Annotated in this window: 18 protein-coding genes and 1 pseudogene; 13 read left to right on the top strand and 6 right to left on the bottom strand. The window is 56.6% G+C overall.

All coding sequences use genetic code 11. The annotated features are described in order from the left end of the window. The first annotated feature begins 119 nt into the window (after nucleotides 1-119). Genes B9P63_RS09765 through B9P63_RS09775 form a run of 3 tightly spaced genes read left to right on the top strand, consistent with a single transcriptional unit; the run spans nucleotide 120 to nucleotide 5417 of the window. A complete protein-coding gene (locus tag B9P63_RS09765; RefSeq protein WP_085308397.1) occupies nucleotides 120-686 on the top strand; it encodes an ImuA family protein in 567 nt (188 codons plus the stop codon). Beyond that, nucleotides 628-2112, top strand: coding sequence for a Y-family DNA polymerase (locus B9P63_RS09770; protein WP_085308398.1), 1485 nt, complete (start codon nucleotides 628-630; stop codon nucleotides 2110-2112). Before B9P63_RS09765 ends, B9P63_RS09770 begins: the two co-directional genes overlap by 59 nt. Next, the gene (locus B9P63_RS09775; protein WP_095533024.1) at nucleotides 2109-5417 is read left to right on the top strand and encodes an error-prone DNA polymerase; all 3309 of its coding nucleotides are present in this window, start codon (nucleotides 2109-2111) and stop codon (nucleotides 5415-5417) included. Before B9P63_RS09770 ends, B9P63_RS09775 begins: the two co-directional genes overlap by 4 nt. Here B9P63_RS09775 and B9P63_RS09780 read toward each other — a convergent pair. From B9P63_RS09780 to B9P63_RS09800, 5 genes are all read right to left on the bottom strand, one after another. Then, complete coding sequence (locus B9P63_RS09780; RefSeq protein ID WP_085308400.1) at nucleotides 5414-5893, bottom strand: hypothetical protein; 480 nt, start codon at nucleotides 5891-5893, stop codon at nucleotides 5414-5416. The genes B9P63_RS09775 and B9P63_RS09780 overlap by 4 nt on opposite strands. After that, the gene (locus B9P63_RS09785; RefSeq protein ID WP_085308401.1) at nucleotides 5886-8039 is read right to left on the bottom strand and encodes an efflux RND transporter permease subunit; all 2154 of its coding nucleotides are present in this window, start codon (nucleotides 8037-8039) and stop codon (nucleotides 5886-5888) included. The genes B9P63_RS09780 and B9P63_RS09785 overlap by 8 nt, the downstream gene beginning before the upstream one ends. 2 nt (nucleotides 8040-8041) lie before the next feature. Beyond that, nucleotides 8042-8539: an isoprenylcysteine carboxyl methyltransferase family protein gene (locus B9P63_RS09790; protein WP_085308402.1), complete on the bottom strand. Its 498-nt coding sequence runs from the start codon at nucleotides 8537-8539 to the stop codon at nucleotides 8042-8044. Next, nucleotides 8539-9603, bottom strand: coding sequence for a type III polyketide synthase (locus B9P63_RS09795; protein WP_085308403.1), 1065 nt, complete (start codon nucleotides 9601-9603; stop codon nucleotides 8539-8541). Before B9P63_RS09795 ends, B9P63_RS09790 begins: the two co-directional genes overlap by 1 nt. A 105-nt stretch (nucleotides 9604-9708) precedes the next feature. Continuing rightward, nucleotides 9709-10872, bottom strand: coding sequence for an iron-containing alcohol dehydrogenase (locus B9P63_RS09800; RefSeq protein WP_085308404.1), 1164 nt, complete (start codon nucleotides 10870-10872; stop codon nucleotides 9709-9711). A gap of 301 nt (nucleotides 10873-11173) precedes the next feature. On the opposite strand from B9P63_RS09800, the gene B9P63_RS09810 reads away from it, so the two are divergent. Beyond that, nucleotides 11174-13207, top strand: a complete 2034-nt coding sequence (locus tag B9P63_RS09810) for a S8 family serine peptidase (RefSeq protein ID WP_085308406.1) — start codon at nucleotides 11174-11176, stop codon at nucleotides 13205-13207. Between the two features lie 61 nt (nucleotides 13208-13268). On the opposite strand, the gene B9P63_RS09815 is transcribed toward B9P63_RS09810, so the two are convergent. Continuing rightward, the gene (locus B9P63_RS09815; protein ID WP_085308407.1) at nucleotides 13269-14540 is read right to left on the bottom strand and encodes a phosphatase PAP2 family protein; all 1272 of its coding nucleotides are present in this window, start codon (nucleotides 14538-14540) and stop codon (nucleotides 13269-13271) included. Nucleotides 14541-14699: 159 nt separating this feature from the next. Here B9P63_RS09815 and B9P63_RS09820 point away from each other — a divergent pair, with 159 nt between their 5' ends. The 9 genes and pseudogenes from B9P63_RS09820 (at nucleotide 14700) to B9P63_RS09855 (ending at nucleotide 23686) form a co-directional block, all read left to right on the top strand. After that, entirely contained in the window at nucleotides 14700-16277 is a 1578-nt protein-coding gene (locus B9P63_RS09820; RefSeq protein ID WP_085308408.1) for an AfsR/SARP family transcriptional regulator, read from the top strand. A 270-nt stretch (nucleotides 16278-16547) separates the two neighbouring features. After that, nucleotides 16548-17828, top strand: coding sequence for a tyrosine-type recombinase/integrase (locus B9P63_RS09825; protein WP_085308409.1), 1281 nt, complete (start codon nucleotides 16548-16550; stop codon nucleotides 17826-17828). Next, entirely contained in the window at nucleotides 17821-18393 is a 573-nt protein-coding gene (locus B9P63_RS09830) for a hypothetical protein (RefSeq protein WP_085308410.1), read from the top strand. The genes B9P63_RS09825 and B9P63_RS09830 overlap by 8 nt, the downstream gene beginning before the upstream one ends. Before the next feature lie 63 nt (nucleotides 18394-18456). Further along, nucleotides 18457-18660: a helix-turn-helix domain-containing protein gene (locus B9P63_RS19635; protein ID WP_085308411.1), complete on the top strand. Its 204-nt coding sequence runs from the start codon at nucleotides 18457-18459 to the stop codon at nucleotides 18658-18660. 92 nt (nucleotides 18661-18752) lie between these two features. Further along, on the top strand, nucleotides 18753-19715 hold the full coding sequence (locus B9P63_RS09840) for a hypothetical protein (protein WP_139816235.1): 963 nt from the start codon (nucleotides 18753-18755) through the stop codon (nucleotides 19713-19715). Then, nucleotides 19708-21054 (top strand): primase-helicase family protein, encoded by a 1347-nt coding sequence (locus B9P63_RS09845; RefSeq protein WP_085308413.1) that lies wholly within the window; start codon nucleotides 19708-19710, stop codon nucleotides 21052-21054. The genes B9P63_RS09840 and B9P63_RS09845 overlap by 8 nt, the downstream gene beginning before the upstream one ends. Nucleotides 21055-21468: 414 nt before the next feature. Next, nucleotides 21469-21981 carry a hypothetical protein gene (locus B9P63_RS09850; protein WP_139816236.1) on the top strand — a complete coding sequence of 171 codons (513 nt, stop codon included), beginning with the start codon at nucleotides 21469-21471 and terminating at the stop codon, nucleotides 21979-21981. A 155-nt stretch (nucleotides 21982-22136) separates the two neighbouring features. Further along, nucleotides 22137-22436, top strand: coding sequence for an HGGxSTG domain-containing protein (locus B9P63_RS19570; protein ID WP_281252327.1), 300 nt, complete (start codon nucleotides 22137-22139; stop codon nucleotides 22434-22436). 208 nt (nucleotides 22437-22644) lie between these two features. Continuing rightward, a pseudogene (locus B9P63_RS09855) lies at nucleotides 22645-23686 on the top strand (IS5 family transposase). The last annotated feature ends 103 nt before the right edge of the window (nucleotides 23687-23789 follow it).

Consider the following 23789-nt stretch of genomic DNA (forward strand, 5'->3'; position numbering starts at 1 on the left):
GCCGTATTGGCCATGAACTTTAGCTTTTCCTAGGTTTCACGCCCGTTAAACCTAAGAACATGCGCGCGATCTACAACCTCCCTGTTTGAAGCCGCGCGCATTTGCGATAGGTAAATCCAATGAGCCAAGACTTCGCCAAATCATTCCCCCTGAAACCAGCCCGTGTCCACGAAGCCAGCGGTCCGGGCAATGCCACGCTCGCCGCTATCTGCGCCGCCGGCGTGCAAGGGCCAGTTCTGTGGATTCGCGACGCATGGAGACCCGAGAGCATTAACCCATTAGGACTTAATGCCTTTTTTGATCCCTCCAGATTACTCGTCGCGCAGGTAAAAGACCAGATCGAGGGCCTTGCCGTTGCCGAAGAGGCCCTGCGCGATAGTGCCGTCCCCTTGGTCATCCAAGAGATCAGCGAACCTCTTAGCCTCATTCAGGGACGGCGCTTGCAACTCTCTGCAAAGGCAGGGAAATCTACCGGCCTGTGTTTGATTTCCGAGGGTATGGGCAGCAACGCCGCCGAATCCCGCTGGCACTGCGCACCACTTTTCGATCCGTTTTCAGAGCCTGCGGACTCGACTCTGCAGCGTTGGGAACTTATTAAGAACAAATCAGGAACATTAAGGTCTTGGCATGTTCGATGGGATACAGCGTCGCGTCGTCTCCATCTGGTTTCCCCGGCTGGCGAGTGATCGCGTTTTACGGATGCGCCCGATAGAGGGGCCATTCGCGTTGACGCACACTTTGGGCAATACCAACCGGATTTATTGCCTGAATAGCGCGGCCGAACACCTTGGCCTGTCGCGCGGCATGCCGTTTTCCGATGCGCGCGCGTTCTGCCCTGATCTGCAAAGCCGCCCTGCCGATCCGCGCGATGATCTGCGCTTTCAACATGCCTTGCGCCGCTGGGCCGTGCGCTATTGTCCTTGGGTCGGGCTTGAGGACGAGGACGGTTTGGTCCTTGATATCACAGGCACAGCCCATCTGTTCGGCGGCGAAGCAGAGCTGCTGATGGATATGCGCCAACGGCTTTCACGTGCAGGCATAGGCGCCCGCATTGGCCTTGGCGATTCTCGCGGCGCGGCATGGGCGTTGGCGCGTCACGGCGAGGGTAGCGCACCAATTGGCGGCGCTCTGGACGCGCTCAAAGGCCTCCCCGTGGCGGCCCTGCGCCTTGAGGAAAAAACAGCCACCGCCCTTGGCCGCCTTGGCCTGCGCAGCATCGGCGATTTGGCAAATGCCGCGCGCGCGCCGCTCACCCGCCGCTTCGGTCCCTCCCTGCTCATGCGCCTCGATCAAGCGCTCGGGTATCAGCCCGAGCAAATCACCCCGCTCAAAGATCCGCCTCATTATGGCGTGCGCATGACCCTGCCCGAGCCTATCGGGATCAGCAGCGATGTCTTGGCGGGCACAGAACGCCTGCTGGTCCAACTTTGCGCTAAACTCAAAGCGCGCGAAACAGGCGCGCGCATTCTCTGCCTCACCCTGCGGCGCGTTGATCAGGACAGCCAACAGGTCGAACTGCGCCTCGCCCGCCCCATGCGCGAGGCTGCACGCATTTTGCCCCTGTTCGAGCGCGGCATAAGCGATGTGGACGCAGGCTACGGCATAGACCAAATGCGCCTTGAAGCCGTGCAGGTCGAACCCATGCCCGTGCAGCAACTCAGCCACGTCTCAACAGGGAGCAAGGACCGTCTCGATGATCTGATCACCCGCATCGGCACGCGCATCGGGCTAGAAAATGTGCAGCGCTTTCTGCCCGCTGACAGCCATATCCCCGAACGTAGTTTCCTCATCGCCCCCGCCGCCTACTCCATGCCAGAACGCTCGTGGGTAAACATACGCCCGCGTCCGCTGCATATCTTTCCACCCAATCCTTTGCTCGGCGCGCCAGAAACCCCGATCCCGCCAAAACACTTCCGTTGGCGGCGCATGTCCTTAGCCACCGCACGCAGCACAGGCCCCGAACGCATCGCGCCAGAATGGTGGCTAGAGGAGGACAGCTGGCGCAGCGGCGTGCGCGATTACTGGGTCATCGAAACACGTCAAGGCCGCCGGCTATGGCTGTTTTATACTCCCCAAAACCCCGGCTGGTTCGTTCAAGGCGAATTCGCATGAGTTACGCCGAACTTTGCACGACCAGCAATTTTACATTCCTGCGCGGTGCCTCCCACCCCGAAGAAATGGTGACGCGTGCCGCAGAGCTGGGTCTGCAAGCGATAGCGATTACCGACCATAATTCCCTCGCTGGCGTGGTGCGCGCCTATGCGGCGCTGAAGGAACTCAAACGCGCGGGTGAAGACACCATACGTATCCGTTCGGAAACGCAACTCGATCATTCGTCACGCCAGGAGATTAGCGACACCAGCACCCTGCAACGTCCGCAAACCCTACATCTGCCAAAACTCATCGTCGGCGCACGCCTTGTGCTGCGCTCGAGCCATGTGGACTGGATCGCCCTACCTAAAGATCGCGCCGCATACAGCCGCCTCACCCGCCTTTTGACCCTCGGGAAACGACGTGCACCAAAAGGGGAATGTCACCTTGATCTGCCTGATCTGCTGGAGGGCTGCACAGGCATTATCCTAATCGCACGACCAAACGGTCCCCTTCGCAAGGCCGCCTCAGACATCCAGCGTATGCAGCGCGCATATCCGAGCCACGTTTTCCTTGGCGCGGCGCCGCGCTATGATGGCTCCGATCAATCCTACCTTGCCGCCTGCGCACGCCTTGCGCTGCGCACATCCGCGCCCATGGTCGCGATTGGTGATCCCCTCATGCACCACGCCGCGCGCCGTCAACTCGCCGATGTTTTGACCTGCATGCGCGAGCACATCACGATTGACCAGATCGGCAAACGCGCGCTGCCCAATGCCGAGCGCCGCCTCAAAGGCCATGCCGATATGGCGCGCGTGTTTCGCGATCATCCTGCTGCGGTGGGGCGCTCCCTTGAAATCGCCGCACGCTGTAGTTTTTGCCTGAGCGAGTTGTCCTATGAATATCCCGATGAGGTCACGAATGGCGAGCAGCCACAGGAGCGTCTGACGCGCCTCGCCTACGAGGGCATGCATCGCCGCTACCCGAACGGGCCCACAGAAAAGGCCAAAGTGCAGGTCAAAAAGGAACTCGCACTGGTCAAATCTCTTGATTTTCCTGCCTATTTCCTCACCGTATACGACATCGTGCAGTTCGCGCGCAGCGAAGGCATCTTGTGCCAAGGGCGCGGCTCAGCGGCCAATTCGATCCTGTGCTATCTGCTTGGCATCACCGATGTCAGCCCCGAAGTCATCACCATGGTAGTTGAGCGTTTCGTCTCCGAACATCGCGCCGAACCGCCCGATATCGACGTGGATTTCGAACACGAACGCCGCGAAGAAGTGATCCAGCATATCTACGCCAAATACGGTCGCCACCGCGCAGGGCTATGCGCCACCGTCACCCATTTCAGAACGCGCGGCGCGATCCGCGAGGTGGGCAAGGTCATGGGCCTCAGCGAGGATGTAACCGCAGGTCTTTCAAGCCAGATTTGGGGGCAATCGGACAAAGGCGCAGACCCTGATCGTGTGCGTGAACTGGGCCTGAATCTAGAGGATCGCCGCCTTGCCCAAACCATTCGCCTGATCGGCGAGATCATCGGTTTCCCCCGCCATCTGTCGCAACATGTGGGCGGTTTTGTCATCACCAAGGGGCGCCTTGACGAGTTATGCCCGATTGAGAACGCAGCGATGGAGGACCGCACCGTCATTGAATGGGACAAGGATGACATCGACACGCTCGGCATCCTGAAGGTAGATATTCTGGGCCTCGGTATGCTCAGCTGCATCCGCAAGAGCTTCGATCTGCTGCAAGAGCACGAACGTCAAAACCTCTCTATCGCCACCGTCCCTCAAGAGGATCCAGAGACCTATGACATGCTCTGCGTCGCCGATGCCATCGGGGTGTTCCAAGTGGAATCGCGCGCGCAAATGAATTTCCTGCCGCGCATGCTCCCGCGTAAATTCTACGATCTGGTAATCGAAGTCGCCATTGTGCGCCCCGGCCCCATACAGGGAGGTATGGTTCACCCTTATATCAACCGCCGCCAAGGTAAGGAGGTGGTGAATTTCCCCTCAGCTGAACTCGAAGAGGTGCTTGGCAAAACCCTCGGTGTGCCCCTCTTCCAGGAACAGGCCATGCAAATTGCAGTCGTCGCGGCTGGGTTCGATCCGTCCGAAGCAGACCAGCTGCGCCGCTCGCTCGCCACTTTCCGGCGCATGGGCACGATCAGCACGTTCAAGGATCGCTTTATCCATGGAATGCTGGAACGTGGCTATGAAGAAGATTTTGCACAGCGCTGTTTTGCGCAGATCGAGGGCTTTGGCGAATACGGCTTTCCCGAAAGTCACGCCGCCGCCTTTGCGATGCTCGTCTACGTCTCAGCGTGGATCAAGAAACACCACCCTGCAATCTTTGCCTGCGCCCTCCTGAACTCGCAGCCTATGGGGTTTTATGCCCCCGCTCAAATCGTGCGCGACGCGCGCGAACATCACATCGAAGTGCGCCCGATCTGCGTGAATGCAAGCGCATGGGACAACACCCTAGAGCGACGCGGCGACGGCACTTTGGCGCTGCGATTGGGGTTCCGCCAAATCAAAGGGATGCGCGAGGAAGACGCAGGCTGGATCGTATCAGCGCGCGGCAATGGCTACCGCGACCCCGAAGCCGTGTGGCTACGCGCAGGCGTTGCGCCCAGCGTCTTGGAACGCCTTGCCGAGGCGGATGCATTTTCCGACATGGGTCACACACGGCGCGATGCGCTTTGGCTGGTGAAAGCGATCCGCGGGCAACAACCTCTGCCGTTGTTCAATGATCCTATTGATGGCGAGAGTATCCGTGAGCCCGACGTGGCCCTGCCCGCAATGCACCTTGGCGAGGAAGTGGTGGAGGATTACGTTTCTATGCGCCTCACTTTGCGCGCGCATCCGATGGAGCTCTTGCGCCCTACAATCCCCAATTTGACACCGCACAGCACCCTCCCCGAAGCCCCCCTAAACCGCATTTCCGTCTGCGGCCTTGTCATCACCCGCCAACGCCCCGGAACGGCCTCAGGCGTTATTTTCCTCACACTGGAGGATGAAACAGGGGTCAGCAACGTGGTGGTCTGGCCCAAACTTTACGAGAAATATCGCCGCGCGGTTATGGGCGGACGGCTCTTGCGCGTCACGGGGTTCTTGCAGCGCGAAGGCATCGTTGTGCATGTGATCGCGCAAGAGGTGGAAGACCTCTCGCACCGCCTGCGCGATCTGGGGCATCCACTGGACGAAGAGGTGGGCATAACGCGGCCAGAAGCGGATGATGCGCCCCGTCCAAGGCGCCAACCAGCGCGCGCCATGCACCCGCGCGATCAGGCCAAGCGCTTGTTCCCGAGCCGCGATTTTCATTAACGCGTGAAGGCAATATCCGACATGGTGATACGCGGATCAGTGCGATCGCTCGCGCGCAAACGCAAACCCTGTCCCCCCACGCGCCACTCAACATTCTGCGCGATATCCACCCCTGTTTCAGGGTGTATCGCAGCAAAAGTAAAGGCAATCACAGCCCCGCGCCGAACCCCTGAAATCCGAACAAAACCAAGCCCGTCGGGATTGAACCAATGCCCCGTGATCTGCTCCGAAGCGGCTTTTCCCTTGATCTCTCCCGCCAGCGCGAGCTTTTGCCCTGCGGCCACACACCGGCCAGAGACAGTTAACACGTTCGATTCATAGGTGTTCTCCATACGGCAGCGCACAGCTTCCTTCGGTCCTTCGGGCGTTTCGCGCGCCCAGCCTGATCCGCTCCATGCGCCCTGCATATCGGCCAAAGGCTCCGCCGCGACCGAGCTGCACAGCCCTGCAAGAACAGCGGATAAAACCCTACGCATCAACGCTCTCCCTTTTGCCCAGAAGCGCAGGTAATAGCAGCAAATCAAACACCAAGGCCGCCCAGAGAGTAACAATCATCATACCCCCGAACAGGCGGATCGGAAAGAAATCACTAAGCATCGTCACGGCAAGGCCAAAACTAAGCAGCACGGTCGTCAGCACCATGACTTGCCCCGCCGAGTGCGCGGCTGACCTCACCGCGCCGCTCGCCGTCTCGCCGTGCCCGCGCGCATGGTAAAAGCGGTTGAGGAAATGCACCGTGTCGTCGATCGCGATGCCAAAGGCGATCGTCAGCGCAAGCACCGCCGTGGGAGAGAGTTGCCCCGCCGCCCAGACATGCAAGGACGCGCCCGTCACCATCAAGGGCAGCACATTGGGCACAAGCAACAACGGGAACAAGCGCAGCGAGCCAAAGGCGAGCGCCACAATCAGGCTAGCGCCAAGCGCGGCCAGAACCAAACTGAAGGAAAGCTGCGAAATCAGGCGCACAGCCTCATGGCGCATCACGCTTGGCAGGCCGAACACGCGCGTTGCGCCGCCCTCGAGCGCCGCGTTTTGCAGCCTGTCGAACAGCTCGAACGCGGCCGCGTCGCGCATAGGTTCGGGCACCGAAATGAAGATGCGATCGACGCTTTGCGAGGGACTCAGCTGCGCGATCAAATTGGCAGGCACAGTGCTCAGGTCAGCCGGCGAGGGGCGCGCCTCATGGCCAAGCCAGCGCGCGATACCAACCTGCGACAGCACCGCCTCTGGCCCTGCGATACGCGTCAATTGAGCGACTAAAACAGCGGTACTTGCCCAATCCTGTTCCACTTCGATGATCATCTGGAAGACGCCGCCAAAATCCTTGGCGATCGCATCGTTCACATGGACCGTCTCGCTGCCTTGGGGCAGGTTTTGATAAAGCGGGAACCATGCTTTCGTCTGTTGATATCCGATGCCAGACAGCAAAAGCAGCGCCAACGCGCCCAAAACCACGCCTCTCGGCCAGCACAGTCCGGTCTCGGCCAAACGCACAGCGAACGCGCTGGCAAACTGCGGCGCGGCGCGCGCAGAAGGGCGGATCACAAGGGCCAAAAGTGCGAAAGCGGTAATCATCACACCAAAGGCCAAAAGCGTGCCAAGCGCGCCCAGAACGGCGAACTCGAAAAGCTGCGCATTGCGCGTAAGCATGATGCAGGCAAAGGCCAGCGAAGTGGTCAAAGCCGTCAGCGCACAGGCCGGTCCGATGCGCATAACCGCCGCACGCGCGCCCTTGCCGCTTGCCTTTAGATGTCCCGCCAGATGCACACCGTCCGCGACGCCGAGGACCAGCAAAAGGATCGGAATCACATTGCTCAAAACATTGATCGGATAGCCAAGCCAAACCGACAAGGCCAATACGCTCGCCGCACCCAAAAGCGCGGGAACAGCCGCCAAGACAACCATTCTCACATCGCGCAACAGCACCAGCGCCGCAAAACACACAAGCAATGCGCCCCATAGGTTCAACGCGATCAAATCGTCCTTGAGGCCCGCGACAATCTCGAGGCTGATCACCTCTTCGCCGGTAAAAACCACCGAGAGGCCTTCGGGAAGCGTTGCAAATTCCGCTTTGATCACAGGCAAGCTATCGGCGATTTCAGCGTGCTCCAGATTAACCCTGATCGCGATCAGGATTGCTGTGCGCTCTTCATTAATAAAAGTGGGCAACCCCGTTCCCAGGTCTCGAAACGCCGCGATATCCGCGCCGTAATTATTCAGGATTTCAGCTGAAAACACGGGCGTGCCCTTCGCTGCATCCGCGCTCGGCGTAAAGCGCAGCGCGAATGGGGATGCCACGGCAATCACCCCGTCCAGAAACTCCAGATCCAGCGTCACATCGCGAAGCCGCGTAAGCTGCGCAGCGCTAAAGGCTTGATCTGCTTTGATATAAGCGAGAACCGTGCTCGTCGGTGGGCTTTGCGCATCGCGATACGCGATCTGCGCTTGCGATACGGGGCTGTCGGTCAGAAAGACGCGGTGGATATCATCATCAAAACGAAGCTGCGGCAGGCTTGCCGCGATCAAAGTGATCAGCGCAAACAAAAGCGCGCTCGCAGTCTTCGGCCAACGGATCGCAGCGAGGCCAAGGCGCTCCGCTCCAAATCCGATACCCAAGGACATGCTTAACCCGTCCGTAACGAGGAGAGTGCCTTTTCCTCAACGCCGATGCGCACGTAAAGCATTGCTGCATTAAGCACAGTGAACACCAGAGCCACCCAAGTCAGGCCGAGCACCATGGGCGCGACGATGATTTCGGCGACCACCAGCATGTAGTTGGGATGTTTGAAATATTTGAACGGCCCAGCGACAACCAAAGGCTCTGGCAGGATGATCACACGCGTGGTCCAGCGAGACCCCAGCGTGCCAAGAATCCAAACGCGAAACACCTGCAAAACGGCGAACAGCGCGAGCCAGCCAAAAGAAACGCTTTGATCATAGCCCAGAAACAACAGGCAAGCGATCCAAAGGCTGTGCATGCCGACCATGACCGGGTAATGTTCCCCGCCAACCTCATAGGCACCTTTCGCCATCAGCGTCGCCGTGTTGCGTTTGGCGATCACCAGCTCGCTGAGGCGTTGAACAATGATAAATCCGAGAAAAAGCAGAGTTGCGGTGTGCATTATGCGGCCTCCACCGTAACGTGAAAAGGAAGATAGGACGCGGTAAAGCCCGGCCCGAGCGCGCAGCTCATCATCTGGCCGGTTTGGCCTGCGTCCAGCACCGCTTTCATGACGAACATCACCGTAGGTGCCGACATATTGCCCGCCGCGCGCAGGGTGTCGCGCTCGGCATCAAGACTGCCTTGGGGCAAGTGCAATGCGCCCTCGATCGCCTCGACAACCTTCGCGCCACCGGGGTGGCACACGTAGCGGTCAATCTGCTCATGGCTGAGTTTGGCACTGTCCAATGCGCCCTGCGTGGCGCCCGCAAATTCGGCCGTCACGAAGGCGGGGATCGAGCGGTCAAAGACGACGCCAAAGCCCGCCTCGTCCACGTCCCAGCCCATAATCGCCAAAGTGTCGGGCCAAATCTTCTGATAGCCTTGGCCAAATTCAACAGTGGCGCGCCCGCTTGGACGCTCGGAGCTCAGACAGGCAGCGGCAGAGCCATCGCCGAACAAGGCTGTCGCAATGATATCCGCCTTTTGCAAACGATCCGCGCGAAACGAGAGCGAACAAGTCTCGATCACGACCAGCAAGACCTTTGCACCAGCTTGTCCACGCGCCAACGTTTGGGCCACAGATAGCCCCGTGACGCCACCCGCGCAGCCCAGCCCGAAAAGCGGTACGCGCATGATGTCGTCGCGAAAACCCATTTCGCCAAAGACCTGCGCTTCCAGCGTCGGCGTAGCGATGCCCGTGGAAGACACGGTGACAACCACATCCACCTCGTCGCTGCGCCAACCTGCATCAAGCAAAGCCGCATTCGCCGCATCAAGGAACATCGCCTTCGCACCCGCCATGAAGGCAACGTTGCGATCGACCCAGCCGTGATCTTGCGAGAACCAGTCTATCGGAACCACCGAATAGCGACGGTCAATACCCGCTGTTGCAAAGCTCTTGGAGAGGCGATCGAACTGCGGATATTTACCGCCAAATATAATCCCCGCACGTTCGCGCACTTCGCTTTGCGTCAGGCAATGGGGCGGCAATGCGGTGGCAAGACCGTGGAGGAAAACAGACATCGCAATTCCTTGTTCACAAGACCCTATGCGTGACGCCGCCAGTCCTATTGGTCAAGGCCTTAGAGCAGTCGCGCCAATTTTGAAAAGTAAATTCGACGCGTGCGGCTACCAGATATCACGATAGAGTCCGACGATTTCTGCGCAACTTGGCACCTTGGGGTTGTGTTGCGGCGAACCCGAGGCAAGTGCCTGCTCCGCCATCAGCGCAAATGTCTCCGCATCAGCGAGATGACCCAGATCACTGGGGCGTGGCACTTTCAGATCTGTATTAAGCGCTTCGAGATGCTCCACCAACATCTCGCAGGCCGACGCATCGCTGTGCTGATCATCCGCCCAGCCCATTACCCGCGCGCAGGTCGCGTAGCGCGCTGGTGCCGAACCAATCGAGAACCGCGTGATCGCCGGCAAAAGCATCGCATTGGACAAACCATGCGCCACGTGGAAATGCGCGCCAATCGGGCGACTCATCCCGTGCACCAAGGCGACAGAGGCATTGGAAAACGCCATGCCCGCTTGCGACGCCGCCAACATCAAGGCGGCGCGCGCTTCACCGTTTTCAGGTTCATGGCAGGCGGCGCGCACATTGCTTGCAATCGCCGGCATCGCAGCAAGCGCAAAGGCATCGGCGTAGGCAAAAGCCTTGCGGCTGACATAGGCTTCGATCGCGTGGGTCAGGCTGTCCACCGCAGTGTCCGCCGTGATGCGCCAAGGCTTCGTCGTGGTAAAGGTCCAGTCGATCAGGGCGGCGGTCGCGACGCAGGCAAGCCCGGACAGGTTGTATTTTTCGGTTCGCTCCGTGTCCGTGATCACGCACCAGCGCGTGAGCTCAGATCCCGTGCCCCCCGTCGTAGGGATCAAAATCACAGGCGGTCCACAATGATCAATCTGGCGCGGCGCTTTGTAATCGCGCACGTGGCCCGGGTTCATGCTCATGAAACTGATCGCCTTGGCCGTATCCATCGGACTGCCGCCGCCAAACCCGATGATGCAATCGAAATTCCCTGCGCGCAGCGCCGCAAGGCCCGCGTCAACGCAAACGTCGGTCGGATCCTCGACCACCTGATCGAACATGCCCCAAGCATTACCGCCTTTTTCCAAAGCATCCGTGACGGTCTGCACATGGCCAAGCGCCACCAAATTTTCATCAGTGACAATAAGGGGCCGCTTCAGGCCCAACTGCTCCAGCACCTCGCCAACCTTGCGCGCAGCGCCCCCGCCAATGTGGATGATGCGGGGTGATTGTACGCGCCCTATCCCGTCCAGTTGCATGGTCTGTCTCCCTTATATGCCAATACGGCATGTTGGACGCGCCGCGATCGTTTTTAAACTAACACAGGATGAAGCAGCCAAAAATGTTTCTTAAACGTTCCAAGCGGCAACTTTGCAAAAACGGCATTGATCCAACGTCAAAACCACCGCGCGCAACCGCTTGCGTTAGCGCTGCGTGAAATGCGCACAAGCCAAGTGCGAATGCGCCCTGACGCGCTGCAAAAACAGGCAATTCACTTGACTGCACAGGTCCACGGAAAACAAGATCAATCATGAGAACATGTAGCAAAGGTGGGCCATCATGAGCACGGCAGAGGATCAGTTTTTCTGGGATGGTTATTTGCACTGGGCGCATATTCTGGACCCTGTTGCTGGCAAAATCGCTGAAACGGCAGCGCACCACAGCACATCCAGCACGCGCCAGCCGCAACGCCCAGTGACCTACGAACAGCTCTTTGTGCGCTTCAAATCCGCGCTCTGCGCGATACAACGCCAAAAGCTGGAAAAGGCACTGGCCGACACACACAAGTTCGAACGCGCAAAAATACTTGAAATTGCAGGCTTGGAGTTTTTGAACGATGTTTCCTCGAACTTAAAATGCGACAATCTGGAATTGCTTATCGGCATTGAAAATGCGCTGGCAAGCGGCGGCTTGATCGAGTGCTTTGTATTTCGCGAAAGGGCCAAAACCTTTGACGAACACCACGCGTTCGATGCGTATTTCGAGATAATCGACTTGGGGCCGCCGACCACCATCGGCATGTCCGAACCCACGCTGAACCCATGCCGCGACGAAGCCAAGGCGCAGGGTTTGTGCATCGGAGCAGTGATCGATAATGATATCGGCTTTCTCAACGATGCCTTCTGTTCAGAGCAACCGAACGGGAACCGGACCACGCGTTTTGAAAGCATTTGGTTGCAAACACATCACGGCCTCCACGCTACCAGCGCACCGACAGAGCCAGTAAATATCGGGTACGAGAGACTCTTGGGACGCATTTTGGACAAAGCCGATATAGACGCGTTGCTTGCCCGCTATCGCAGCAACGAAGCAGAAGCTTACCACCGTCTCAACAGCGCACTGCACCATACGCAGGCGTTTCGCAATGCGCCCTTAAAGGACACCCACGGCACAGCTGTCGCAGCCCTTGCTTATGGCAACGACTTTTTTGCGTCCGATCACACCCGCCTTGAGATACCACTGCTTTGCGTTCAGGTCCCCCCCGAGGCCGCCGCCGATACCTCCGGCACCTACAGCGAAAGCGCCATTGTTCAAGGCGTGCGCTGGCTGTGTTGGAAGGCCCGCCAAATGAGCACGGATGCGACACTGATCATCAACATCAGCTATGGCGTTTTGGCCGGACCCAAAGACGGTAGCAAGTTCATCGCCCAGCAGATCAAGCAAGAAATCGAATGCGCCGAAAAGCTGGGTCTGAGCGTTCATGTGGTCTATGCGCTCGGCAACGGCCTGAACAACAAGCAGATCGCGCAGGTCAGGGTTGAAGCCAACGCCACATGTACCCTGCCCAAATGGATCATTCCGCGCGATCAAAACAGACCCAGCCACATGGAAATTCGCGCGATAGAGCCACGCGAAGCCAAGTCATTGATCCACGTTCCTAAACATCTCGAGTTTACACTAAGCGCGCCCTGCGGTGACAGCCTGAGCTTCGCGCGGCGTTGCGCCGCCGCTCTGGCTCCGCCATTCGACAAGGCCAAAGCAGCCACGCCAGCACGCTTTTATGACGTCGATGATCGCACATTCCACGGCGCGCGGCGCACCAGCACTGGCATGCTACAAATCGCTATCGCACCGACAGCTGCGCCAGCCCACCAGCCCCACGGCGGCATCCTCGCGCAACATGGAGAATGGACGTTGACGGTCAGCAATCCGTCAAATCACCCTGTCGATCTGGTTTTGCAAATTCAACGCGGTGATACCGCCCCCGGGGTCTCAGGCAGTGCGCGCCAGTCACATTTCGAGGGTAGATATCGCACAAATTTCGACGCGGACTACCCCGAGCTCGACGTGATGGAGCCTTTAACCAACACAGGCACGAACAGCGCCTATACGAACGCGGAGCACCCACGCATTCATACGGTCGGGGCCCAGCAGAGGCGCCTTGATACCGCGCAGCCTGCCAATTATTCTGCACGCGGCGCGCCTTGGGCAGCCTTGCAAGCGCCCAGTGACAGCAAAGTCGTAGACAATTTTTTTAGCGCCGGACGCTCCGTCACAGGCACTTACTCTGGCACTCGAACGCGGCTCTCTGGCACAAGCGCTGCTGCCGCACTCAAGAGCCGCGCGTTGGCGCAAGAGCTGCTCGCCTGTTAAGATCTCAAGAGCAGGCTGACCGCTTTTGCACAGCATGCAAAGCCACGATGCGGCCGTGCACCTACTCGAAAGAAGGCGTCGACATTTCCACGCGCGCACGGGCCCAAATCTCTCGCAAGATCGGCGAGCCATGCGCTTGGCCAAGGTTGATCGCGCCATTCACCCGAGCAATTGGACTTTCGGCAGGCGCATGCACTGCAAGCGTGTCGTGACGAAAATCAGCACAAAACAGCGACGGCCGTTCACAATCGCGTTGAAACGACATGCTATAGGCCGCGCTTGTTGCTTTGCCGCTCAGCACGTTGACCAGGTATTCGCCAATCGCAAGGCCCATGCCTGCCCCCACGAAACTATCCGCAGGGAAATGAACCCCCGCAACCGTGCGGTTCTCGGCAATGCGCGCAGCCAGCCGCATCAACAAAAGCTGCTCTTGTGCATGCTGGCCGCTCTCGCAACGGTCCCCGCCACTCCCCCTATCACTCGCATCAAAAGCCTTTAACGCGTTAAATTGGCTTTGCCCGCCGTTGCCCTCGAAACCGGAGTTCTCAACCAAACCGTAAAGCAATGTCGCCACCGCATAAGCCTCTAGTGCATGACCGCTCGGAAAGCCGCCATGAGTTGGAGGTTGAATAACGGGCTGCACGATCGACGACATCTGACAGGGGCGCGCGGCGTTGAAATGTAGCTTCATGGGCATTTCGATGTAGGTCCCAAACCGCAAGACTGCTTCCAGCAGCGCGATCGTCCATGGTGTGCGACTTTCATCCAATCCGACCAATGCTGCAAAGAACGACAGCGTATCGGTTTGCTGCACCAGAATTTCATCGAGCCGTTCGTCGCGCGCAGCGGCTGCGCTTTTTACCCACTTCATCTGGCGTGCAAGGCGGGTGTTCAAGGCACCAACGTCACTCGCGGCACCTGTTGGACTCGGCCTTTGAATCGTGAAAACCGCGTGCTCTGCACTTGCCGCACCAAGAACTACATGCTCGCCTTCATTCAATGTCAAAGGTGCAAACAGGGCATCTATATTGTAATCGACAATATGGTCCTGAAAAAAATCCTCGTAGCGCTCAAAGCCTGCAAGAACGTTGCTTGGTTGCGTGACGCTATGCAAATCGCCACTATGACCGGAGCGCTGATCGGGGCGGCGCTTGCTTGAATCCCACGAATGGGTGATACCCTCAAACGTCGAAATCAAAGTCGAGGCCACCTGCCCGTCCGAGGACACACCAGAAAGGTTCGCCCCGTCGCGTCCATTCCTGCCATTACGTCCATTGCGGCCGTTTCTACCATTGCGACCGTTTCTACCGTTGGCACTACCTAGGCGTCCCATCCCACTCTCCTCTACATATTGGAAAAATGATCCTCTCCGTATATGCTTGCGTCAACAGCGCGATCGAAATTCAGGAACTTTTGACGGTTTTCTAACGGGTTTCGAGGTCGAGCTAATCTTGAACAAGTTCGAATCAGGGCGATTTTTTCGGGGAGCAAGATGTCTGAAATACAGCTTCGCCTATTCGGCGATTTCGCCGTGACCGCCAATGAAGGAGGTACACACACGCCAAACGGGAAAAAGGCGATCGGACTGCTTGCTTTGCTCGCCACCTCCGAGTCCGGGTCACGTAAACGCCGCTGGCTCGAAAATAAACTCTGGAGCGATCGAGGCCCAGATCAAGCACGCGGCAGCCTACGTACGACTTTGGTCGCACTTCGTCGCGCATTAGGCCAGCACGCGCATGTCCTAGGATCAAATCGCTCATCGGTCTGGCTCGATCTTAAAGCAGTCACCACGGATTTGACCCAGCCGCGCCCTAGATATGAATTCCTTGAAGGCCTCGACATCAAAGACCCCGAATTCAACACGTGGCTAGCGCAGCAACGCGCGCGCGCCAATCTCGACGCTGGCAGCGATTCTACACCCCGCGCAGACACGCGCGTGCTCTCAATCCAATGCGGCGATCCTTGGTCTAACACAACCCCAGGCTCGGTCAGCGCACAAGTCGTGAATGATCAAATCGGAAAAATTGTATCCGAGTTCATCGCCTCCTCGCGCTGCACAGTCAAAGACACCAAATCTGACTTGGTCATTCGCACGACAATCGATGAAGCGGCAGGTGGATCAACACTGTTCGTACAGATCATTGACCCGCTGTTGGATGAAATCGTGCATTCCGATCACTGCTTTACCGATGATGTTCGAAATTTTATTCGGGACCCCGAACAATTGGGGCGCTTTTGCTGGAACCTCGCGGATCTGGCGCTCGAAAAAATCCCGCTTCTTGAACGCAATCAATCTGCGCTCGGTGAACGCTCCGCCTTTGCACAGTCCGCGCTGCGCCATGTCCTTTCATTCGAGCCGAACCAAATGCACGAAAGCCTGAGCGTTCTGAGCCAAGCGAGCGAGCGATTGGATGCGGGACTTTATTCCGCACTCAGAGCTTGGGCGTTGACGTCTATGATCATGGAAGGGTTTCACGACGAAAACGCCCAGACCCTCGAAGAAATCAAGATGTTTCTGAAAAAAGCGCAAGAGCTCGCGCCGGGCGAGGGGATGGTCGCGGCCATCTGCGCCAATGTCAAAAGTATCCTGTTCGAAGATTTCAACGAAGCCTCTGCGCTGGCGCGCCGGGCGCTGCGTGAAAACCCCAATAATATTTTTGCGCTGCAAGCCCTGTCAGCAAGCCGCGCAGCGGAAGGGCGCGCGAACCTCGCATATGAACTTTCGCGCCACGCTCAGGCGGTGTCGTCCCTGTCGAAATTCGGCGCGATGTGTAACCTGCATCATGCCTTGCTTTGCATCTCGATGCAGCGCGGTGATGAAGCGATACAAAGCTCGGAAATCGCCATCGACCTCGCGCCGAAATATCGCGCTCCACGCCGGCAAATGCTCGCGCTTTATGCTGCGGGCGGCAAACAAGAGCAAACGCAAACCGCATTGAAGGCCATGCGCAATGTAGAACCCGATTTCAATTTGGATCGCTATCTGTTCGATCGTCGCTACCCGTCCAACACATTGCGTAAGTCTGGTTATCTTGAGAAAGCGATGAAAAGCCTAGTCAGAGATAGCTAACCCTTTAGCCTCAACCCTTTTGGCGCGCCAAGGCCAATGAAGACCAGTCTAGTATTGCCACGTGCAAAATGGCGGAGGCTCAGTCCGCCTCACATTGATCCAACGCCATTCTAAATCGTCCTGTATAACTTGTTTTACAGTGACTTGGGGAGCATCTGTGATTTTAATGTTCGCGACTGTCCGCTTGTGTTCCCATAAAACCATGCTATTTTCGGGGAACGTTTATGGGAACAGCACTTGTGTCGTTCCACTCTTGCAGAGGATCTTCCATTGCCAAAGAAACTTAGCAAAGCCCTAACGCCCCTGCAGGTAAAGAACGCCAAGTCGGGACGTCATGCCGATGGCGACGGCTTACATCTTTTGGTTAAAAAGACTGGTGCACGTTCTTGGGTCTACCGGTTCATGCTGGATGGTAAGTCACGCGATGTCGGTTTGTCACGCTGCCCGGAGGCGATTGAGCTCTTGCAGAAAACAGGGCGGGAGGAGTTGAGCCTTGCACAAGCGCGGGACGTGGCCGCGATCTATCGCATGAAGGTAAAGATCGGAATTGACCCGCTTGCGCAACGACAGGAAGCCGCTGCGGCTGCGGCCGCCGAAAAACAGGCGAAGAAAGCTGCAAGCGTGACGTTCAGAGCCGCTGCCGAATCCTACATTGAGACCAACCAAGACAGTTGGCGGAACAGCAAGCACCGGCAGCAATGGAAAAACACTTTAGAAACCTATGTATACCCAACGATCGGAGATCTGCCGGTTGCAGACATCACGACACCCCATGCGCTTGCTGTTCTTGAGCCAATCTGGAAAGAGAAGCCCGAAACCGCAAGCCGCGTCCGTGGGCGTATTGAAGTGATCCTCGATGCCGCGAAGGTACGAGGCTATAGAGAGGGTGAAAATCCCGCGCGTTGGCGCGGACACCTTGCGCAAATACTTCCGGCGCGCCCTAAGTTATCTAGAGGGCATCACAAAGCCGCTCCATACTCGGCGGTTCAAAGTATTCTGCAAGAGCTGCAGTCGCGCAAGGCTGTAGCCGCGCTTGCTTTGGAGTTTTTAATTCTGACAGCAGCGCGCACAGGTGAAGTCATTGGTGCAACTTGGGCAGAGTTCGATTTGGCAACAGCAGTCTGGACAGTTCCAGCCGACCGGATGAAGGCAGGGCGTGAACACCGCGTGCCGCTGTCAGCCCGAACTTTGGAGATCCTGCAACAGGTAAAGAAGCTCGGCACCGCATCAGTATTTCCTGGATCAAAGGGCGGTCAAATGTCTGGTATGGCTATGGCAATGCTGTTGCGGCGAATGAAGAGCGATGTCACCGTGCACGGGTTCAGATCTAGCTTCCGTGACTGGACAGCGGAGTGCACAGCATATCCGCATGAAGTCTGCGAGATGGCCCTCGCGCACACCGTTGCAAACAAGGTCGAGGCTGCGTACCGGCGCGGTGATCTTTTCGAAAAGCGCCGTCGGTTGATGGAAGACTGGGCGGGGTTCTGCGCGGGCGACAGCTCTACCGCCGCTAACGTGGTACCGATCAGAGTGGGAGAGCAACATGCCTGATATTCCGTTTATTGAAGCGCAGTCACAGCTTGCTGAAGAATGGCAGAAAAAGTTCGATGATGCCCAGACCGACGAAGAACGTGGCCAGTTTCAGCGAGGATTCGTGCTTCAACGGGAGCGTGTACGTGCAGGTGTTACAGTAGCTGGCTCAGAACGCGATGAAGTCGACCGCAAGACACTCGAAAAGCTGAGCAATCCTACGGAACTTGGCCCAGAATTGAGCCTACATGAAGTGATTTTTCGACGTTTAGCATCAGATCCGGCGTCTGCTGTTGTCTATCAAAGAACCGCGGCTGCACAAAGAAGCAAAGCTCAGTCAGTTCGCGCATCAAAAAGCCGACCGAAGCGGAGGGACTGTATCACGGGGATCATCGATGAATTAGTAGCAGAAAATCCAAAAATTGCGGCGAAGCAGGTTGGCAAGCGGTTGATGGATGATTGCGACATTACAATTTTAGAAGGTGAATACCGCCACAATATCGAGGGTTCTACGCTAAAAGAGGAGAACCTTCCAAGTCGGGTTTCGGAAGCAAAAAAGCGACACCTTAAGTCAATTTCGGGCTAACCAGGCTAGCCCGATTATAGTCCTGCAATGAACGACCTCAGTTAACAACAACTGAGGTGAATCATGTCGAACACATACATCCACAAGCTGGCCTATAGCATTAGCGAGGCTTGCGAGGCGTCCAGCTTGGGCAGAACAACCATCTACGCTCTGATAGGCCAAGGCAGGCTACAGGCGGTCCGCGTCGGCGGCCGCACTGTGATTCCTGCAGACAGTCTCACTGCGCTGGTCAAAGGCGACAATGCCGCTCATCAAACTTTTAGCTGAAAAACCGCGCACCCAAAGGCACGCGGGAAGAGCAGTTCACACAATGTTCTTGCAGCATGCAGATCGGGCGTCGCCAAAAAAAGGTAACCGAAATGGCACTAGACTTCGAAAATCACACACAAACCAATTGTTTTTTGAGGCGCATTCTTCCGGACGAAGGCATTCACCAAGCGACCAAAATCAAGAACGGTCGCGCACGCAACCTCCCTTGCGGCAGCCTTGAAAATTTGACCGAGGAGATACTCAAGTGCGACCAGCTTGGCCAGAGCATTTATCACGCTTGTGCTGCGTATGAGAATGACAAGTCGCGCAAGGCCGAAAATACTAAATCGATGAAGGCTCTTTGGCTTGATATCGACTGCGGCGCAGAAAAGGCGAAAACGGGAGCAGGTTATCATACCAAAACGGATGCCGCGCTAGCACTGCGGGCATTTTGCAATGCCGTGGGGCTACCAAAGCCTATGATCGTAGATAGTGGTGGTGGCCTTCACGTTTATTGGCCACTGCAAATCGCGATTGGTGCAAGCCGTTGGAAAGAGTTGGCTGTCAAGCTGAAGCAAGCCATAAAGGCGCGTGGCTTTCTTGCAGACCAATCCAGAACCGCAGATGCAGCAAGTATTCTACGCCCTGTGGGTACGTATAACCGCAAATATGATCCGCCGAGGCGTGTTTCGCTGTTGTGCGATGCAGGTGATCAGAATGTAGATGCGCTTGAAGCTGTCCTGGACAGTTTCCTGAACAAACCCAAACATAAACAACGGTCGCACCAAAGCAGCATAGTCGAAGACACCCCACGGCAGAGGGCGCGCCTAGCCAGTATGCTAGAGTACATTTCGGCGGATTGCGAGTACGAGATTTATCGCAATGTTGTTTGGGCGCTCCTGTCGCTCGGTTGGGGACATGCGCCCGATTTGGCGCAGTCGTGGTGCCTGACTGCACCAGACAGGTTTACCGAGGACAATTTCACCGCAATCGTGAACGGCCACGATCCGAATCGCTCGGCTTCGATCGGAACCCTGATCCGCTTAGCTCGTCAGGGAGGCTGGCATGGCTAAAATTTTACCAATAAGGGCAGCACAAACAGCCCTAAGCAGTTTGCAGCAGGCCTTCTGCCTGATCAAACTAGGGGGAGAAATCTTCGTGCTTGAAACTGCCCAAATTTCACAAAATTCGGGAATCTCAGGCATTTTAGATCTCCAGTTCTACAAATTGGGAGCGGCAAGGCTACTGATGTCCCGGTTCTTGGAAACGCAAACGTTCACGGATAAGCCCTCTGACGTGATCGCTGCCTTCATGGTGAGTCCCAGCACCAGAATTTTCGACAGCCTCGCCTTTAGCCCACTACCAACGCCCCCGACAACGCTGAACATGTGGCAAGGCTGCACGATCACACCTGCTTGCGGCGATTGGTTGATTATCCAGCGCTTTCTACTGGAGGTGATATGCGATGGCGACATGATACTATATCGCTACGTGGTATTGTTCCTTGCTCATATGCTGCAAAAACCAGAGGAGAAACCCGGTGTGATGGTCGTGTTGCTTGGCGGACAAGGCATCGGCAAGGGTGGTTTTTTCAGGTTGTTGTGCGCGATCTGGCAACTAACGACGCTGCTGGTATCCGACATCAACCATGTCCTCGGACAGTTTAACGCTCAGATTGAGCGCTCGTATGTAATCTGCATGGATGAAGCGTTGTTTGGCGGAGACAAGAAATCAACAGATAGACTGAAATCCTTTGTGACTGAACCCACCGTCACAATCGAGCAAAAGTATCAGCCGCGAAGGGACATGGTATCCTACCACAGGCTCTTTGCCGCCAGTAACCACGCCCATTTTGCGCAAGTTGACACTGATGATCGGCGTTTCGTGTTTCTCAAGGTCTCGGGGAGTAAAAAGGGTGATACCGCCTATTGGGACCGGTTTCACAAGGCAGTAGCAGACCCAGCCATTATGGCCGCCATGGCGCACGACCTGAAGAACTATGACATTAGCGAATTCAACCCTCGCATGCGCCCAAAGACAGATGCGCATAGCGACCAGAAGGTTCGTTCACTCAACAGCTTCGACAGATACTGGTATGAAGTCCTGAGTTCGGGCTCCATCGACTCGGGGGATGTGCTGCAAACGCCATTGACATGGGAGGACACGCTTTTCGTCAGTACGCAACGCTTGATGGGTGCGTGGCAGGCTTATGAAAAGCAGGGAGGGAAGCGCTTTTCAGCCCCCCAATCACGAGAAATTCGTATTGCCCTCAAACAACTGTGCCCCTCTGCCCAACCAAGCCGCAAGGTGAATGGCGGTTACCAATTACGTGGATTCATCTTGCCGCCCTTGCCATCAGCAAGAGCCGAATTCGTCAATTTTCTAGGTGGGGAGGTGTCATGGAGCGACTGATGGGGCCTTCCAAACGGTTTGAGCTGGCAAGTTTGCCAGCTCTTGCCACCAGCAATGGCAAGAAAAAATCTCAATTTCTCATATGCTTAAGGCTATCTTGCCACCATTGCCACCACTTTCCAAAAAGTAGGAGAGAGAAGAGGCTAGGGGTAATCACAAGGCTTTTTCAAAAGTGGTGGCAATGGTGGCAAGCCCCCTCCCGCTCATCCACGAAGTGCTGCGCAAACACCTTCTATCACCCTTCACACTCTGAACTGGAGGCTTGAAATGACCAACGACAAACGCGTCGGCGAGATCAAAGCCACCATATATTCTCTTCACCGAATCCACGACGCGCGCGGCAATCGCGGGCCACCGTCCATGAGGTCCTGTGCAACACCACTATACCGACAACACCTCACCAGGAGAAACACCATGTCTACCACGACCATCAGCCACATCTTATCGCCATACAAGTTGACAGAAAGCCTCGCATCTCGCACGCGCCAGTTAAGCTGCCTAGAACTTATCGAGAGCTACTTTGAGCAAGGCATGACGGTGCCTTCAGAGGTCGATTTGGGCGGCTGTATGGGCTATGAATGGCGAGCAAGGATTGCTGAACTTCCAGATGCTCTGATCCACTCCCTGTCTCAGCACATAATCCCGGCACTTAAGGGCTGCCGATTACAGGCTGGCGATGCTGCAAGCTCATATGGCGAGATGCGGCAGTTCGTCGATCGCGCTCAAGGTGTGATTGAATATTGCGAAGGACAAAAGAAGACAATCGTGAAAGCTTTTCGGCAGCGCCCCTCAAAAAAAACCCAAGTCGACGCTTTGGTCAGTGCGCAGTCACTTTTGCGAGACATGGTGATGCTGCTCGAGGATATGCACTGCGTCGCCGTAAAATGTGAGGAGCGCGCCTGTGAGCAAACGCTGCCAACGGTTTAGCTGAAAGTAAACGCCCGTCTTGGATTATTCCCATGCGCGCGCACGAATTTCGACGCGACTGCTCTAATCATGAAGCTATCAGAGGCTGCTGCTACGACAAGCCGTGCGGGTTTACAGTACCATGCTGCGAGTATCGCGTCGAAGAAAGGTATCAAATGGTTCACTTAAACGAAGCACAGACCACCAGTTTTGGCGTCGAAGTTCCGCGCTGTCAGGCAAAGAGCAAGCGCAGTGGTGATCAGTGCCGCAAGCCAGCAGTGCGTGGCAAGAGGGTCTGTAGGACCCACGGAGGCGCGTCGACTGGACCTAAGACATCACAGGGACTGAAGCGCTGTGTCGACGCAAGAACAATCCACGGGCGCGAAACTCGCGCGATGCGTCAAAGGCGCGCAGAAAAACTCAAGGAGCTTCGTGAGATTGAGAGCCTTTTGATCAACGTCGGTCTGATCCTTTAGTCCCGCGCTAGCATGTATAGTTTATTATTGCCTTTCAAAACGCTATATCGAGGTGGTTTCGGCTCGGAGAGCTTTCGTCACTTTTTCTTGACTAAGGTCATCAGCCAGAAGACCTTTGCAAGCGCGATTTTACGGTTCAGGCAGGCTTTGTTTCACAAATCGTGCTCGGAGGATTCACCACATAAATCCAGCGTGATAGCTGGTGACCATGAGCAGCTGGACCCCTACGAATTACAAGACCAAGAACTGGTCACATTATAATCGAGCGCTGAAGCAGCGTGGTTCGCTGTCGATCTGGTTTGACGCGGAGATGGCTTGGGAGGCGAAGCCATCATGCCATCGTGGACGCCAGCAAGCCTATAGCGATGCGGCCATCCAAGCCTGTCTGAACATGAAAGTGCTGTTCGGTTTGCCTTTGAGACAGACGACTGGCTTTGTTGAAAGTCTGCTGGAATTGATGGGGCTTTACTGGTCAGTGCCAGGCTTTAGCACCTTGTGTCGGCGGCAGAAGACGTTGCCGGTCGCCATTCCAACGGGGCTCACTGGAGCCGTTACATCTGCTCATCCCCTCTCGGGCATTGCTGCGCAATACCCTGCCGGGGCAGCAGATAGTACCGGCATTAAAGCTGAGGGCAACGCCCGCAAGCATGGCGATCCTAAACGCCGCCTTTGGCGCAAGATAAACATTGGTATCAATGAGCAAACACTGGAAATACGTGCGGTCGAGGTCACCGGTAGCAGCATTGGCCCCTCTCGGCAGATTGCTTTGCAATCGCCTGCCGGGCAATGGATGCGCTGATGTTGCCTGACCTGCTTAGCCAGATCCCGCCGGATCAAGTAATCGGCTATGTCACGGCGGACGGCGCTTACGATACACGTAAATGCCATGACGCGATTGCAGCGCGGAACGCCAGTGCGATTATCCCACAGCGCAAAAACGCCAAGCTGTGGAAACCTGACTCGCCCAGAGCCAGAGCGCGCAACAAGGTCGTCCGATCCTCAAAGTATCTGGGTCGCGCGTTGTAGCGACAGTTAACTGGATATCACCGTCGAAGCCGCGTTGAGACGAAACCTCTCGGGATCATGTTGCGCATAACCCTGTCGGTCAGTGAATCCATTGTGTGAAATTACTCGGTCAGCGCCTCTCGGCGCGCGACTTCGACCGCCAGGTTGCGGAGATCCAAATCCGTGCCGCGATCCTAAACGGCTTCACAGCTCTTGGCATACCCCGTACCGTTGCCATAGGCTAAGTCCGTCTGGGGAAAGGGGAAGCACGGCCTCAGACCGATTTGTGCAACAAAGCCGTTCAGGCATCCTGTGGTTTCCGGTGTTTTATTCAGAATTGTGGCAAAG

This window comes from Planktotalea arctica, assembly GCF_002105285.1.
Classification (GTDB): Bacteria; Pseudomonadota; Alphaproteobacteria; order Rhodobacterales; family Rhodobacteraceae; genus Planktotalea; species Planktotalea arctica.